General features: G+C 32.7%; 16 protein-coding genes. 5 read left to right on the top strand and 11 right to left on the bottom strand.

Translation table 11 applies throughout. The features are described 5' to 3' along the window. Window positions 1–36 precede the first annotated feature (36 nt). Window positions 37–948: a dimethylarginine dimethylaminohydrolase family protein gene (locus ACXGSQ_RS17950; RefSeq protein WP_458627504.1), complete on the top strand. Its 912-nt coding sequence runs from the start codon at window positions 37–39 to the stop codon at window positions 946–948. Window positions 949–1,105: 157 nt separating this feature from the next. On the opposite strand, the gene ACXGSQ_RS17945 is transcribed toward ACXGSQ_RS17950, so the two are convergent. The 6 genes from ACXGSQ_RS17945 to rsfS all read right to left on the bottom strand — a co-directional run bounded on the left by ACXGSQ_RS17945 (window position 1,106) and on the right by rsfS (window position 5,902). Then, window positions 1,106–1,372 carry an acyl-CoA-binding protein gene (locus ACXGSQ_RS17945; RefSeq protein WP_458627503.1) on the bottom strand — a complete coding sequence of 89 codons (267 nt, stop codon included), beginning with the start codon at window positions 1,370–1,372 and terminating at the stop codon, window positions 1,106–1,108. Further along, entirely contained in the window at window positions 1,372–2,025 is a 654-nt protein-coding gene (locus ACXGSQ_RS17940) for a phosphatidylserine decarboxylase family protein (protein ID WP_458627502.1), read from the bottom strand. Before ACXGSQ_RS17940 ends, ACXGSQ_RS17945 begins: the two co-directional genes overlap by 1 nt. Before the next feature lie 11 nt (window positions 2,026–2,036). Then, complete coding sequence (locus ACXGSQ_RS17935; protein WP_458627501.1) at window positions 2,037–2,852, bottom strand: phosphatidate cytidylyltransferase; 816 nt, start codon at window positions 2,850–2,852, stop codon at window positions 2,037–2,039. Further along, window positions 2,852–3,460 (bottom strand): LUD domain-containing protein, encoded by a 609-nt coding sequence (locus ACXGSQ_RS17930; protein WP_458627500.1) that lies wholly within the window; start codon window positions 3,458–3,460, stop codon window positions 2,852–2,854. The genes ACXGSQ_RS17935 and ACXGSQ_RS17930 overlap by 1 nt, the downstream gene beginning before the upstream one ends. Before the next feature lie 109 nt (window positions 3,461–3,569). Beyond that, a complete protein-coding gene (gene ftsH / locus ACXGSQ_RS17925; protein ID WP_458627499.1) occupies window positions 3,570–5,513 on the bottom strand; it encodes an ATP-dependent zinc metalloprotease FtsH in 1,944 nt (647 codons plus the stop codon). A 17-nt stretch (window positions 5,514–5,530) separates the two neighbouring features. Then, on the bottom strand, window positions 5,531–5,902 hold the full coding sequence (rsfS, locus tag ACXGSQ_RS17920; protein WP_458627498.1) for a ribosome silencing factor: 372 nt from the start codon (window positions 5,900–5,902) through the stop codon (window positions 5,531–5,533). 94 nt (window positions 5,903–5,996) lie between these two features. On the opposite strand from rsfS, the gene ACXGSQ_RS17915 reads away from it, so the two are divergent. After that, complete coding sequence (locus ACXGSQ_RS17915) at window positions 5,997–6,728, top strand: biotin--[acetyl-CoA-carboxylase] ligase (protein WP_458627497.1); 732 nt, start codon at window positions 5,997–5,999, stop codon at window positions 6,726–6,728. 22 nt (window positions 6,729–6,750) lie between these two features. Here the strand turns inward: ACXGSQ_RS17915 and ACXGSQ_RS17910 are convergent, their stop codons facing one another. Next, window positions 6,751–7,146 (bottom strand): SRPBCC family protein, encoded by a 396-nt coding sequence (locus ACXGSQ_RS17910; RefSeq protein WP_458627496.1) that lies wholly within the window; start codon window positions 7,144–7,146, stop codon window positions 6,751–6,753. A gap of 76 nt (window positions 7,147–7,222) precedes the next feature. Further along, on the bottom strand, window positions 7,223–7,867 hold the full coding sequence (gene pyrE, locus ACXGSQ_RS17905; protein WP_458627495.1) for an orotate phosphoribosyltransferase: 645 nt from the start codon (window positions 7,865–7,867) through the stop codon (window positions 7,223–7,225). Between the two features lie 120 nt (window positions 7,868–7,987). Between pyrE and ACXGSQ_RS17900 the strand changes: the two genes are divergently transcribed. Further along, complete coding sequence (locus ACXGSQ_RS17900) at window positions 7,988–8,569, top strand: NUDIX hydrolase (RefSeq protein WP_458629380.1); 582 nt, start codon at window positions 7,988–7,990, stop codon at window positions 8,567–8,569. Window positions 8,570–8,619: 50 nt separating this feature from the next. Here ACXGSQ_RS17900 and ACXGSQ_RS17895 read toward each other — a convergent pair whose 3' ends face one another. Beyond that, window positions 8,620–8,985 carry an N-formylglutamate amidohydrolase gene (locus ACXGSQ_RS17895; RefSeq protein ID WP_458627494.1) on the bottom strand — a complete coding sequence of 122 codons (366 nt, stop codon included), beginning with the start codon at window positions 8,983–8,985 and terminating at the stop codon, window positions 8,620–8,622. Between the two features lie 4 nt (window positions 8,986–8,989). Beyond that, the gene (locus ACXGSQ_RS17890) at window positions 8,990–10,747 is read right to left on the bottom strand and encodes a M14 family metallopeptidase (RefSeq protein ID WP_458627493.1); all 1,758 of its coding nucleotides are present in this window, start codon (window positions 10,745–10,747) and stop codon (window positions 8,990–8,992) included. Between the two features lie 39 nt (window positions 10,748–10,786). Between ACXGSQ_RS17890 and ACXGSQ_RS17885 the strand changes: the two genes are divergently transcribed. Both ACXGSQ_RS17885 and ctlX read left to right on the top strand, forming a co-directional pair. After that, window positions 10,787–11,155, top strand: a complete 369-nt coding sequence (locus tag ACXGSQ_RS17885) for a DUF7793 family protein (protein WP_458627492.1) — start codon at window positions 10,787–10,789, stop codon at window positions 11,153–11,155. Window positions 11,156–11,224: 69 nt separating this feature from the next. Continuing rightward, window positions 11,225–12,157: a citrulline utilization hydrolase CtlX gene (gene ctlX, locus ACXGSQ_RS17880; protein WP_458627491.1), complete on the top strand. Its 933-nt coding sequence runs from the start codon at window positions 11,225–11,227 to the stop codon at window positions 12,155–12,157. A gap of 53 nt (window positions 12,158–12,210) precedes the next feature. On the opposite strand, the gene ACXGSQ_RS17875 is transcribed toward ctlX, so the two are convergent. Further along, window positions 12,211–12,837, bottom strand: a complete 627-nt coding sequence (locus tag ACXGSQ_RS17875; RefSeq protein WP_458627490.1) for a chromophore lyase CpcT/CpeT — start codon at window positions 12,835–12,837, stop codon at window positions 12,211–12,213. Between the last annotated feature and the right edge of the window lie 9 nt (window positions 12,838–12,846).

Genomic DNA, 12,846 nt, shown 5'->3' with positions numbered 1-12,846 from the left:
CATACATATTATGGAGCTTTTTCTATTTTGAGGCATATGAAATTAAACGTACAAAACGAAACATCACGGTTAAGAGCTGTGGTTCTTGGAACCGCAGAAAGCATTGGAGCTATTCCTTCAATAGATGAGGCCTACGACCCTAAATCTATTCAGCATATAAAAGCAGGGACCTATCCTAAAGAAAGCGATATGGTGAATGAAATGGAAGCTGTTGCTAAGGTGTTTGAAAATTATGATATTACGGTTTATAGACCAAAAATAATTAAGGACTATAATCAAATATTCTCTAGAGATATTGCATTTGTAATTGAAGATAAATTGATTAAAGCCAATATTTTACCCAATCGCGAACGTGAGTACACAGCAATTCAACATGTGCTAGATAAAATAGGGGAGGAGAATATTATTGTACTTCCAGAAGAATGCCACGTAGAAGGAGGTGATGTAATGCCATGGAACGATTATATTTTTATTGGTACTTACTCTGGTGATGATTATTCAGATTATATAACAGCAAGAACAAATATGGATGCCGTTATTGCCATTCAGGAATTATTTCCACATAAAACGGTTAAAGCTTTTGAATTGCGTAAATCTAATACAGATCCTAAAGAGAATGCATTGCATTTAGATTGTTGCTTTCAACCAATAGGAAAAGATAAGGCCATACTTCATAAAAATGGTTTCTTAATTGAAAGGGAATATGAATGGTTGTTGAATTTCTTTGGTAAGGATAATGTATTCGAAATAACAAAAGAAGAGATGTATAATATGAATAGTAACGTGTTTTCAATTTCTGAAGACGTTGTTGTTTCTGAAAAGAACTTTACAAGATTAAACACCTGGTTACGTGAAAAAGGATTTACAGTAGAAGAAGTGGCTTATACTGAGATAGCGAAGCAAGAAGGCTTATTGCGTTGCTCTACGATGCCTTTGATTAGAGACTAATTTTTTTTATTGATTTAAATTAAAGTAAGAGTCAAGACAAAAATAAAGATAAAATAAGACTGGATTAAATGTAAGAAAGCTTTAGGTGGTTATTTCATTAACCACCTAAAGCTTTGTTTTTATTTCTAATAGTGCAGCAGTTTTACGTCTTTTATATTCACTTCCGATACAAAAAGTAATTGCTAACAAGATTAATATACGCTTGTTTAGCTTCATCCTTAGAAATATCTTTTACTTGAAATAAGGCATTGGCCTTAAACGCATTAATTATGGGTTTACGGCTACTCGGCTGATCATAATTATTTGTTGCTTTTTTGAAATAGGCATATAGACGTAATAGAAAATCCGCCGGAAACGGTTCAGTATGATCGTTTACAAGATCTACAGCGTCTTTAAATTTTATATCTAATTCTTTAGAAGTCATTATTTTATTTGAGCAATGATGCTTTCACCACCACGAACTTTTTGGTTAAGTTCAACTTTAATTTCAGCATCTAAAGGTAAGAATAAATCAACACGTGACCCAAATTTAATAAATCCAGAATCGCTTCCTTGTTCTACGCTTGTATTAATTTTAGCATAATTAACAATTCGTCTAGCTAATGCACCAGCGATTTGACGGTATAATACTTTGCCAAAATTTTCATTTTCAACCACTACAGTGGTACGTTCATTTTCTTCACTAGACTTTGGGTGCCATGCTACTAAATATTTACCTGGATGGTATTTACTATAGGTGATGTTACCTGAAATGGGATAACGGGTCACATGAACATTAATAGGAGACATGAACACAGAAACTTGAATTCTTCGGTCTTTAAAAACTTCAGTTTCATCAACCTCTTCAATGACTACGACTTTCCCATCAACAGGAGATAAGGCTTGTTTAGTATTTGAATGTGTATGGCGTTTAGGATTTCTAAAAAATTGTAGAATTAAAATGAAGAACACTAAAACAGCTAGCATTAGTCCTTTTCGCAACCACTCATTAGTAATAAATTCATCAATTAAAAAAAATGAACCCACAACTACAACTAGAGTGATGAATATAATTTTATGACCTTCTTTATGAAACATAGCTAAACTTCTTAAAAGTGTATAATCCTTAAAAATAAATATATAAATGGTGATGCAAAGATAATACTATCTAGTCTATCTAAAAGACCTCCATGTCCTGGCATTATTACACCACTATCTTTTACGCTTGCTTGGCGTTTAAATTTAGATTCAATTAAATCCCCAAACGTACCAAAGACGCTAACAATTATGGCTAAAATTAACCATGGTGTAAAGGTTAGTGTTTCGGTATATAAGGCAATAAAATAACTTGAAATACAGGCGAAAAATAAACCTCCTAGAAAACCTTCTACTGTTTTTTTTGGTGATATACTTGGGAACAATTTTTGTTTTCCAAAATTCTTACCAACAATGTATGCAGCACTATCATTTACCCAAATGAGTATGAAGCCTCCTAATAATAATAGTGGTGAAAATTTATTATGGTAATTGGCAATGAGTAACATAAACACAAAACCACTGGCTAAATAAAACGCGGCCACAATGTAGCGTTTGGATTCAAATAGCGGTATTCGTTTCGATGTAAATAAGTCCTTAATTAAAATAAGATTAACAAATATGGTAATTACTAATAAGATTTGAATGGCTTCGTCACTTATTAAACTTGTAGAATTATAAACACTCAAGTACCAGAATGCGCCATATAAAACAAGGAAAATAACGTATTGTATAAACGATTTCAGTTTTATAAGACGAGACAGTTCAGTTAAGCAAATAATACCAAATAGGCCTATTAAAATAACAGATGCAACTTGTGAATAGAGTGAACCTATAAGAAGTAAAACATAGATAGCACCAGAAATGGCTCTTATTGCTAATTCTTTCATTATAGATCTTCTAATAGAAGTAGGTATAGGTTTTTAGAACTACTTCCGTAGGTTAAAAAGTCTTTATCGTCAGCTGTTTTAAAATGTTTAATAGTAGTGATATTTGTAGGTATCTTAGTTTTACTTTTAGCTTTAATACCTTTTAGACCTTCACCTATTGTTTCTACAAATTGACTTGTAGTAGCATAAATTATAAAGTGATCTGGTAATTCTATCAATTTTTTTTCAGCAATCTGGTTCGATGAAATTAATAAAGAACCATCATCAGAGATTAAATACTCACAAGTGGATAAGAAATAAGCACTTTCTGAGAGTTTTGTTGTGCTGTTTAGGTTGAAATCTTTGAATAATTCGGTCAATCGCTGATCAATTAGAAAAACTTTATCATCATGCCAATTGTTTTCACCTAGAATAGCATTAAAGCTCTCCTTTACTTCTTCAATATTTTCACAATATAAAAATTTACCACCGTTACCTTTGAAGTTGATGGTAAAGCGTTCATCAACAGGTAGCTTAACTTCTGGCATATATTTGCCACGCTCTTGATTCGGTATGTGTTCTTCAGTCGGTTCTGACTTTTTTCTGAAGAATTTACTAAAAAAGCTCATTCTATAAGTTGCTATTAATACTACATTTCCGTGATTTCCAAATATAAAAAAACTTAAATTAACATAAGGTCAATTTAAGTTTTTTATATGATTGTATCTAATGTAAGATTTATTCTTCTTCTTCGTTATTAACTACAGGTTTTTCAAAAGCACGTTTGCCAAATATTTTTTCGAGATTATCTTTAAAAATAACTTCTTTATCTAGAAGTACTTCTGCTAATTCTGTAAGTTTATCTTTATTTTTTTCTAATAAATCGATAGCACGTTGATATTGCTCTTCTATAATATCAGAAATTTCTCTATCTATAAGTTCTGCTGTTTTTTCACTATAAGGTTTGGTGAAGCCATATTCTGATTGTCCAGAAGAATCATAATACGTTAAGTTTCCTACTTTGTCGCTAAGACCATAAACGGTAACCATAGCTCTAGCTTGTTTCGTTACCTTTTCTAAGTCACTTAAAGCACCAGTAGAAATCTTATCGAAAATAACTTTTTCTGCGGCTCTACCACCTAATGCGGCACACATTTCGTCTAACATTTGTTCTGGGTGAACAATTAAGCGCTCTTCTGGTAAATACCAAGCAGCACCTAAAGAACGTCCTCTAGGAACGATAGTTACTTTTACTAACGGCGCAGCATGCTCTAGCATCCAACTTACAGTAGCGTGACCAGCTTCGTGGAAGGCAACAGCTCGTTTTTCTGCAGGAGTTATAATTTTGTTTTTCTTCTCTAAACCTCCAATGATTCTATCTACAGCATCTAAGAAATCTTGTTTGTTTACGGCTTTCTTTCCTTTTCGTGCAGCAATTAAAGCGGCTTCATTACAAACATTAGCAATATCTGCACCAGAAAAACCAGGGGTTTGTTTAGCTAAGAAATCAATATCTAAAGTTTCTTCTTTTTTAAGTGGACGTAAATGCACTTCAAAAATTTCTTTACGTTCTCTAACATCTGGAAGATCAACATAAATCTGACGGTCAAAACGACCAGCTCTCATTAATGCGCTATCTAAAACATCAGCTCGGTTTGTTGCAGCTAATACAATAACATTTGTATTTGTGCCAAAACCATCCATTTCTGTTAAGAGTTGGTTTAAAGTGTTCTCGCGTTCGTCATTAGAACCAGACATATTATTTTTACCTCTAGCTCTACCAATCGCATCAATTTCATCAATAAAGATGATAGATGGAGATTTTTCTTTAGCTTGTTTAAATAAATCTCTTACTCTTGAGGCTCCAACTCCAACAAACATTTCAACAAAATCTGAACCAGATAGTGAAAAGAAAGGTACTTTTGCTTCGCCCGCAACAGCTTTTGCTAATAAGGTTTTACCTGTTCCTGGAGGTCCTACTAATAATGCACCTTTTGGGATTTTTCCACCTAAAGCGGTGTATTTTTCAGGGAATTTCAAGAAATCTACAATTTCTTGTACTTCTTCTTTAGCTCCTTCTAAACCTGCAACATCTTTAAATGATGTTTTAGTGTCTATTTTTTCATCGAAGAGTTTTGCTTTAGATTTTCCAATATTGAAAATCTGTCCTCCAGCTCCTCCGCCACCGCCACCAGACATACGACGCATTATAAAAATCCATACACCAATAATTAGCACAAATGGTAATAATGTTAAAATAAAATCTCCCCAAACATTATGCTCGGTTTCATAAACTAATTCAGTGTTTAAGTTATTCGCTTTAATAATATCATTCACTTCTTTTTCAAAGTTCTGAAGATCACCAAATTCAAACTTATAGTTTGGTACCGGTGTTACAGAGGGAATGATAGATTTAGAATTTGTTTTTTTATGTGGTGCCTGCTCTTTTGCTTCTTTAGTTAAGTAAACTCTAGCTTCTCTTTTATTAACGATTTCAACTTTAGAAACCTCACCTTGACTTAAATAATTTAAGAATTGTGCTGGAGTGGTTTGAGTACCTGTGGAATCCCCAAATCCTCCAGAAAAAATCTGGATAGATAGAAATATAGCAATGATAATTCCGTAAATCCAATACGGATTTAGTTTTGGTTTTTTGTTTAAATTTTTATTGTCTTTAGCCATTCGTAGCGTTTCTCGTTTTAGTAACTCGTTTCTATTTGGGTTATTTTAGCATCGCCCCAAAGCTCTTCAATATTGTAATACTCTCTGATATGTTTTTGAAACACATGCACAACAACATTAACATAATCCATTAAAACCCATTCAGCATTATCTGTACCTTCAACATGCCAAGGTTTGTCTTTAAGGGCTTTGCTAACTTGTTTTTGTATGGAACCGACTATTGCATTTACCTGCGTATTTGAAGATCCTTCGCAGATAATAAAATAATCACAAACAGTATTTTCTATGTCTCGTAAATCTAAAATTGTTATCTCTTTTCCTTTTACTTCTTCAATACCTCCAATAATAGTTGTAATGAGTTGGTCTGTAGGGATTTTATCTTTCGTCATTAAATTGTATTAATTTTGTGCAAAGTTATTATTTTTTTAGTTCTTGTATGCGCATATTGTCATAAGAAAACCATAAAATAAATTTGCCTATTAAATGTACATAATCAAACTTAATGCCATTGACTCTACAAATACGTATCTAAAAGATATGTCAACCGTAGCATTGCCTAAAGATTATACTGTTGTCGTTGCCGAATTTCAGACTAAAGGAAGAGGGCAAATGGGCGCAAAATGGAACGCGCAAAATGGTAAAAACCTTACAGTGAGTGTGTTTAAGAGGTTGCCCTTGTTTAATGTTAGTGAACAATTCTATATTAGTATGACTGTTGCCCTTGCTATTATTAAGGCTTTAAGAGTCTTTAAAATACCGCAATTACATATTAAATGGCCTAACGACATTTTGTCAGCAGACACTAAATTGTGTGGGATTTTAATAGAAAATGTCATAAAAAACAATAATCTACAAGGTTCTATAATAGGATTTGGTCTTAATGTCAATCAGAAATTTTTTAATAATCTGCCTCAGGCTTCTTCAATGAGTTTATTAACTGGCGTTATTTTTAATAAAGACGAAGTCCTTTCTGAAGTTTTAAATCAATTACAAATTTATTTTGAATTGTTAGAAGCTAAAGAACATCTTTTGATTAAATCGGAGTACGAAAGTCTCTTGTTTAGAAAAAATAAGCCATCCACTTTTTTGACATCAAAAGAAGATAGCTTTTCTGGAATTATTCAAGGTGTTTCTGAAAATGGCCAATTACAAGTCTGGACAGAGGATGATATAATTAAAAGCTTCGACCTTAAAGAAATTAAGTTGTTGTATTAAGGAGGATTGCTTTTAAATGTCCTTAAACGTTGGTTTTCATATTAGTCACTAAGGTTTCAATGAATTTGCTAATAGGGCCTTTAATCATCATACCCATCATGGCATTAAATTCACCTTCAAAATTTAATTTAACAGCCGTTTTGTTTGGTTCAAGTTCTGTAATATCGGCAATTAAAGCAAAATCTAATTTTCCGCCTGCCGCGCCTAAAACGATTTTACTGTTTGGAAGGGCCTCTTTTTTCTTTAGTATAATTTCGGGCATTCCTTTTAATGCAAATAGAAATTTATCGTTTTCTAAAACTTCAAATTTACTAATGTTTTCAGGCATTAAACGTTCAAAATTTTTAACATCAGAAAGAAATCTAAAGGTTTCTTCTGCCGATTTATCTAAGGTTACTTTTGGTGATTCTAATTTCATTGTATTTTTTATTAATGTGTTTGTTGTGGTATTGCTTAGTTGTTATTCAACTTAACAATGTCACCTTAATAGGCTATCAATTAGCGTTCCATTCACTAGGATTGGCATTCCACTGTGCTAAAATGTCTTGTTGTTCTTTGGTGATGTAAAACGTGTCTACGGCTTGTTCTAACAAGTTGTCGTAATTACCAAGGGTGTGTAACTCTACATTAGCCTTTTTAAAATTCTCAGCGGCAATATCAAAACCATAAGAGAAAATAGCAACCATACCTTTAACGTTAACTTCAGCGTCGTTAAGTGCTTTTACTGCATTGAGACTGCTCATTCCAGTACTAATTAGATCTTCAACGACAACCACTGTTTGTCCTTTTTCTATATAGCCTTCAATTTGGTTCTGGCGACCATGCTTTTTGGCTTCAGGTCTTACATAAACAAAAGGAATGTTTAAGTAGTCGGCTACTAAAGCTCCAATACCAATGGCTCCTGTAGCCACACCAGCAATAACATCTGGTTTTCCATATAGTGATTCTATATTTCGGGCAATAGATTCCCTAATATAATTTCTAATGGTTGGAAATGATAATACAATTCGATTATCGCAATAAATGGGCGATTTCCATCCAGAAGCCCAAGTGAAAGGGTCGTTTGGTTGCAACTTTATTGCATTAATTTGCAGTAAAACTTCTGCTGTTTTTTTGGCAGTATCTTTGTTAAAAATCATGATACAAAAATAATGAATTTTAAAGTTTAGAAAATTTTAATCGAAAATAAATTTCATTTCAAATACTTTGTCATAAAAAATAATATTTTTACAAAAGGAATGCTGAAACAGATCCAAACGATGTACACTATTTATGTAGGCGATAAACCTATTATTTTAACGACTGAAACGACAAAGGAAACTGATTTTAAATCTTTTCTGTTAAAGTCGGTAAATATTGGAAAGGTTATTAAAACCTTAAACAATACAGATTTAAAAGCAGTACACTTAATTCATAAGAATGAAGACAAATTGCTTAAAAAGTTTTTAAAGCTTCTGCCTAATGTTGTTGCGGGTGGAGGAAAGGCTTATAACTCTAAAAATGAAATTCTTTTCATTTTTAGAAACGATAAGTGGGACTTACCTAAAGGAAAAGCCGAACGTAAAGAAACGATTGAAGAAACGGCTATACGTGAAGTTGAAGAGGAGACGGGAGTACAAGGGTTAAAAATCATAAAGCCGTTACCAACTACATATCATATTTTTAAACGCAATGGTAAGCATCGCATCAAAGTAACCTATTGGTTTGAAATGAAAACAGATTTTGAAGGGGAATTGTTTCCTCAAGAAAACGAAGGTATTACTAAGGTCGAGTGGTTAGATGCCGAAGCCTCTCAAAAAGCTTTGGAGAATAGTTATGCTAATATTAGAATATTGGTTTAGTTATATTTAATAGTTCAGAGATATAAGATTGCAATTTTTTATATGTAACTCTAGATGTTTTTAACTTGAAGTTTTTTCGCTATTTTGTATTCAACGTCAGTTCTATGAGGTATATAATATTTTTGTAGAATTTCTGATTTTTGATTTTTAGATAAATTTTTACTAAATTCTGAAAACAAAGACTTACTAAATAAAGAACGATTGAGTTCTACCAGTAAGCGACTTGTTGTACTATAAAACGAAGCATTAGACAAAGGTTTTAAATATTGAAATACATCTAGTGCACCCAAATCATAAGCACGATGCGTCTTTAAAACGGCTTTATTATTGAATTGTTTATTATAATTATCAGGAATGTCATTTCCGCCATGTTCACAAGTTAAAACGAGTTTCATGGTTGAAATTACATAAATCATAATCTTATTTTAGTCTATAAACAGGATACTGTAAGTGGGCCTTCTCGTAATGTTTACTCTGTTTATGTAGCCAATCCAATTGTTTATACGAATTATTAGCAAAATCTTCATCGTAACTAATTTTTACATTGTATTCCATTTGAAGTTTTGGGTTGTCATCTAAAAGTTGTTTCGCTTTATCTTCCCATACATATGGAGAAAATCCTTCTTTTTGTTGTAAGATTGTATCAAAGAAATTCCAGTTAAAAAATGAATCTGGGGCAGACGGTTCTAGTGTTTCTAATAAATAGCGAATTGCTGTTTGATGGGTCGGAATTAAATAATCTCCTTTTCTAAAACTTACTTTGCGAATTGAAGTATTGACGTTTGTGTTGTAATGTGTATAATGGCCTTCGTAGGGAGTTGTACGGGTTTCGTAGCTTCCAATTTTATAGGCTTCAACGGATAAGATTGTGTCGTTTTTTAATTGTGTGAATTCTACGGCATTTAACTTTAATAAATCAATGACATTGTGCCATCCTTGAGGAATAATATAGGCTTTCGGAATTGTGATAGAATCCGTTGCTTTAAAATAATTTTGATAGGATACGTCTTTTGTAAATGGTTTTGAACGATCGTATTTTAGGCGTTTGGCTCCTGTAAATTCACTTGGAATCATTTCTCCTTCGTAACCCTTAAATTTTAGAGTTGAGGTTAAGCTTGTGTCAACAGCCCAAGTTAATGGGTAGGTGTCGCCTGCGGCCCATAATTTGGCCTGTGCTTTTCTGAGTTCTGTGATTTTTTCTCCTTGCTCTTCGGTAATCTCAATAATACTTTTCATAAGTTCGTAAGTGCCTTCCACACGTTGTTTGTATGGTTTTAGCATGTGTGTTTCAACCATCATACCAAGCGTATTAAACAAGGTTGTATATCCTGTAGAATATCTTGGAGTATCTAAAAATTGTGTAAATCCAGCATCTGGTGTGCGATTAAATACATTAACATAAGGGGTAATAGACCAAGATTTTGCTTCTAGTTTTTGTTCTAAAGTTGGCATCATTTCGGTATGTATAAATTCACCCATAGGTCCCCCTAGTTTATTGTGTTGTGTAAATAAATGTGTCAAGGTGTATTGATAATCTGCTCCATTACTTACATGGTTATCAATAAAGACATCAGGCTGTACCAAATGAAAAATTTGAGTAAAAGTTTTGGCGTTTTTGGTATCGGCTTTTATGAAATCTCGATTTAAATCATAGTTTCTTGCATTGCCTCTAAAACCGTATGCTTTTGGGCCATTTTGATTGGTTCGTGTTGTTGTGTTTCTATTCAAACTACCACCTACATTATAGATGGGTATAGTTACTAAAACCGTATTTTCTGGGGGCACAATTTTCCCTTGAACCAAATCTCTATAAAGCATCATGGTAGCATCAATACCATCCGATTCACCAGGATGAATACCATTATTAATCAATACTATTCTGTTGGTTTGTCGAAGGGTTTCAAAATGATCACCAGAACCTTTCATATTTAAAGTGACTATATGAAGTGGTTTTCCAGAATCAGTAGAGCCAATTTCCCGAATTGAAACTTCAGGATAGCGGTTAGCTAAATCATCGTAGTATTTTATGGTTTCTTGGTAAGTTGCAGTTTCAAAACCTTCACTTTTTTCGAAAATAGTGGTAAAATCGATTTCAATAGTCTTGTTTTTAGTAATTTGTTTTTCGGTATTGTTGTCACAAGCCACTAGTAACAAGGCTAGTACTAATAGTTTTTTCATAGTCTAGAAATTTAGCTAAAATTACTTATATTTATTAACATGAAAACATATAAACTTAGCTTTGGTAGTATAGCCATACTTAAAGCTAATCTTGCTGAGGTTATTATAGATGAAGGTGTAGTGATGGATATGAAAATGGTAGAACAATACCATGCTTTTCTTACTGAAAAATTAGAAATCCCAATGTCTTTATTAATTAACAAAAAGTATTCTTACACTTATACTTTTGAAGCACAAAAATCTATTGTCAATAAAGATATTATGAAAACCTTGGCTGTTGTGACGCACGCTTATGTTTCTAAATTAGCTACCGATATTTTAATTAATATGAATCGCGATAACGGTTGGAATATAAAGATGTTCAAGAATCGGGAAGAGGCTTTGGAATGGTTAGAAAATCAGGCCTAATTTTATAGCTGTTTTGATATAAAAAAATAATAACTTTGCATTTCATTTTACTATTCTATTCGTAAATAAATGCAACAAACTACAAATACTATCTTAATGATTCGTCCTGTAAAGTTTAGGATGAACGAGCAAACAGCTGTCAATAATTATTTTCAGGAAGATTTAGATTTAAAAAATGCAGAGATCAATGCAAAAGCACAAGAGGAGTTCGATGCTTTTGTGCAAAAATTGAAAGCTGTTGGTATTAATGTCATTGTTGAAGAAGATGACGTTGTAAATGATACTCCAGATTCTATTTTTCCAAATAATTGGGTGAGTTTTCATGCTAATGGAGACATCGCAAAATATCCAATGTTTGCAGAAAATAGAAGACGTGAGCGTAGAGATGAAATTTTTATTAGACTAGAAGACGAAGGTTTTAAGATTGAAAACATTGTTGATTATACGTCAGCTGAACATGAAGGTGTCTTTTTGGAAGGTACAGGAAGCATTATATTAGATCGGGTTAATAGAAAGGCGTATTGTGCTTTATCTCCAAGAGCAGACGAAGATTTATTTATAGAATTCTGTGAAGATTTTGAATATAGTCCTGTGATTTTTACAGCCTATCAAACTGTAGACGATAAACGCTTGCCAATATATCATACTAATGTAATGATGTGCATTGCTAAGGATTTTGCTGTGATTTGTTTGGATAGTATTGATGATAAAAAAGAGCGTAAAAATGTCGTAAAGCATCTTAAGAATGATGGTAAAGAAATCATTTCAATTAGTGAAAAACAGATGCATCATTTTGCAGGTAACATGCTACAATTACAGGGGCATAATGGCCAAGATTATTTAATTATGAGTGCGGCTGCACATAAGATTTTAACACCAAACCAAATTGCAGCTATAGAAAAGCATTGTCCTATTATTTCTAGTTCTTTAGAAACCATTGAAACTTGTGGTGGTGGAAGTGCACGATGCATGATGGCAGAGGTCTTTCTTCCAAAAGTTTAAAGCAGAAACTCTTAAATCGCTGAGTTAAAGTTGAGGGATCTCAATTTTAATGTTTAGTCTATTTTATTAAAAATATAGCCACTTTTTTCAGCTCCCCAAACATAGTTTCCATTGGCATCAAAACCGCGATCCCAAGAAATAACTTTGTCTTCTAAGATCTCTACTTCACTACGTGCAAATGAAGCGCCTCTCATAGTACTAGAGCAAGTATTATCACCTGTTTTTCCCATAAAATGATTTGGGCTTATGCGTTTAAGAATGACTTCACAACCTTCTTTTAAGGCAATGTTTTTTAAATTGATAGAGTCAAATGCCTTTGGTGTTTTCCATTTGCCAACCCAAATAGAATCCACATCTAATTTGTAGATGGCAGAACTAAATGTGCTATCAGATTCTCTTTTAACTTCATAAATACGTTGACGATAAGGCTTTTCAGGAGTGCTAGTTAACGCTTGTTCAACATAGAGGAAGTGGCCTTTGTCTTCCCAAATCGGATACATATGTAGAGAAATATTATAGTAAGACGAATCGATTTGTGCTTGTAATTCTGAATTAAAAGATCCTTGCATTAAGCTAAATAATTCTTTGAGTTCAGTATCTTCTTTAACTTCTGATTTTGTATCGTTTTTACAACTCAAAACTGAAATTAAAAGGACTAAAAAAGGAAGTAAATGTTTCATAAATCTATA

It is taken from the genome of Winogradskyella sp. PC D3.3, assembly GCF_054366245.1.
Note: the sequence above shows the minus strand (reverse complement) of the source record. Positions and strands in the feature narration are given on the sequence as shown.

Excerpts from the sequence above, each read along its gene's own strand:
- ftsH (WP_458627499.1), bottom strand. The coding sequence starts at position 5,513 with ATGGCTAAAGACAATAAAAATTTAAACAAAAAACCAAAACTAAATCCG.
- ACXGSQ_RS17900 (WP_458629380.1), top strand. The coding sequence starts at position 7,988 with ATGTACACTATTTATGTAGGCGATAAACCTATTATTTTAACGACTGAA.
- ACXGSQ_RS17935 (WP_458627501.1), bottom strand. The coding sequence starts at position 2,852 with ATGAAAGAATTAGCAATAAGAGCCATTTCTGGTGCTATCTATGTTTTA.
- ACXGSQ_RS17890 (WP_458627493.1), bottom strand. The coding sequence starts at position 10,747 with ATGAAAAAACTATTAGTACTAGCCTTGTTACTAGTGGCTTGTGACAAC.
- pyrE (WP_458627495.1), bottom strand. The coding sequence starts at position 7,867 with ATGATTTTTAACAAAGATACTGCCAAAAAAACAGCAGAAGTTTTACTG.
- ACXGSQ_RS17945 (WP_458627503.1), bottom strand. The coding sequence starts at position 1,372 with ATGACTTCTAAAGAATTAGATATAAAATTTAAAGACGCTGTAGATCTT.
- ACXGSQ_RS17875 (WP_458627490.1), bottom strand. The coding sequence starts at position 12,837 with ATGAAACATTTACTTCCTTTTTTAGTCCTTTTAATTTCAGTTTTGAGT.
- ACXGSQ_RS17885 (WP_458627492.1), top strand. The coding sequence starts at position 10,787 with ATGAAAACATATAAACTTAGCTTTGGTAGTATAGCCATACTTAAAGCT.
- ACXGSQ_RS17910 (WP_458627496.1), bottom strand. The coding sequence starts at position 7,146 with ATGAAATTAGAATCACCAAAAGTAACCTTAGATAAATCGGCAGAAGAA.
- ACXGSQ_RS17950 (WP_458627504.1), top strand. The coding sequence starts at position 37 with ATGAAATTAAACGTACAAAACGAAACATCACGGTTAAGAGCTGTGGTT.
- ACXGSQ_RS17940 (WP_458627502.1), bottom strand. The coding sequence starts at position 2,025 with ATGTTTCATAAAGAAGGTCATAAAATTATATTCATCACTCTAGTTGTA.
- ACXGSQ_RS17930 (WP_458627500.1), bottom strand. The coding sequence starts at position 3,460 with ATGAGCTTTTTTAGTAAATTCTTCAGAAAAAAGTCAGAACCGACTGAA.
- ctlX (WP_458627491.1), top strand. The coding sequence starts at position 11,225 with ATGCAACAAACTACAAATACTATCTTAATGATTCGTCCTGTAAAGTTT.
- rsfS (WP_458627498.1), bottom strand. The coding sequence starts at position 5,902 with ATGACGAAAGATAAAATCCCTACAGACCAACTCATTACAACTATTATT.
- ACXGSQ_RS17915 (WP_458627497.1), top strand. The coding sequence starts at position 5,997 with ATGTACATAATCAAACTTAATGCCATTGACTCTACAAATACGTATCTA.
- ACXGSQ_RS17895 (WP_458627494.1), bottom strand. The coding sequence starts at position 8,985 with ATGATTTATGTAATTTCAACCATGAAACTCGTTTTAACTTGTGAACAT.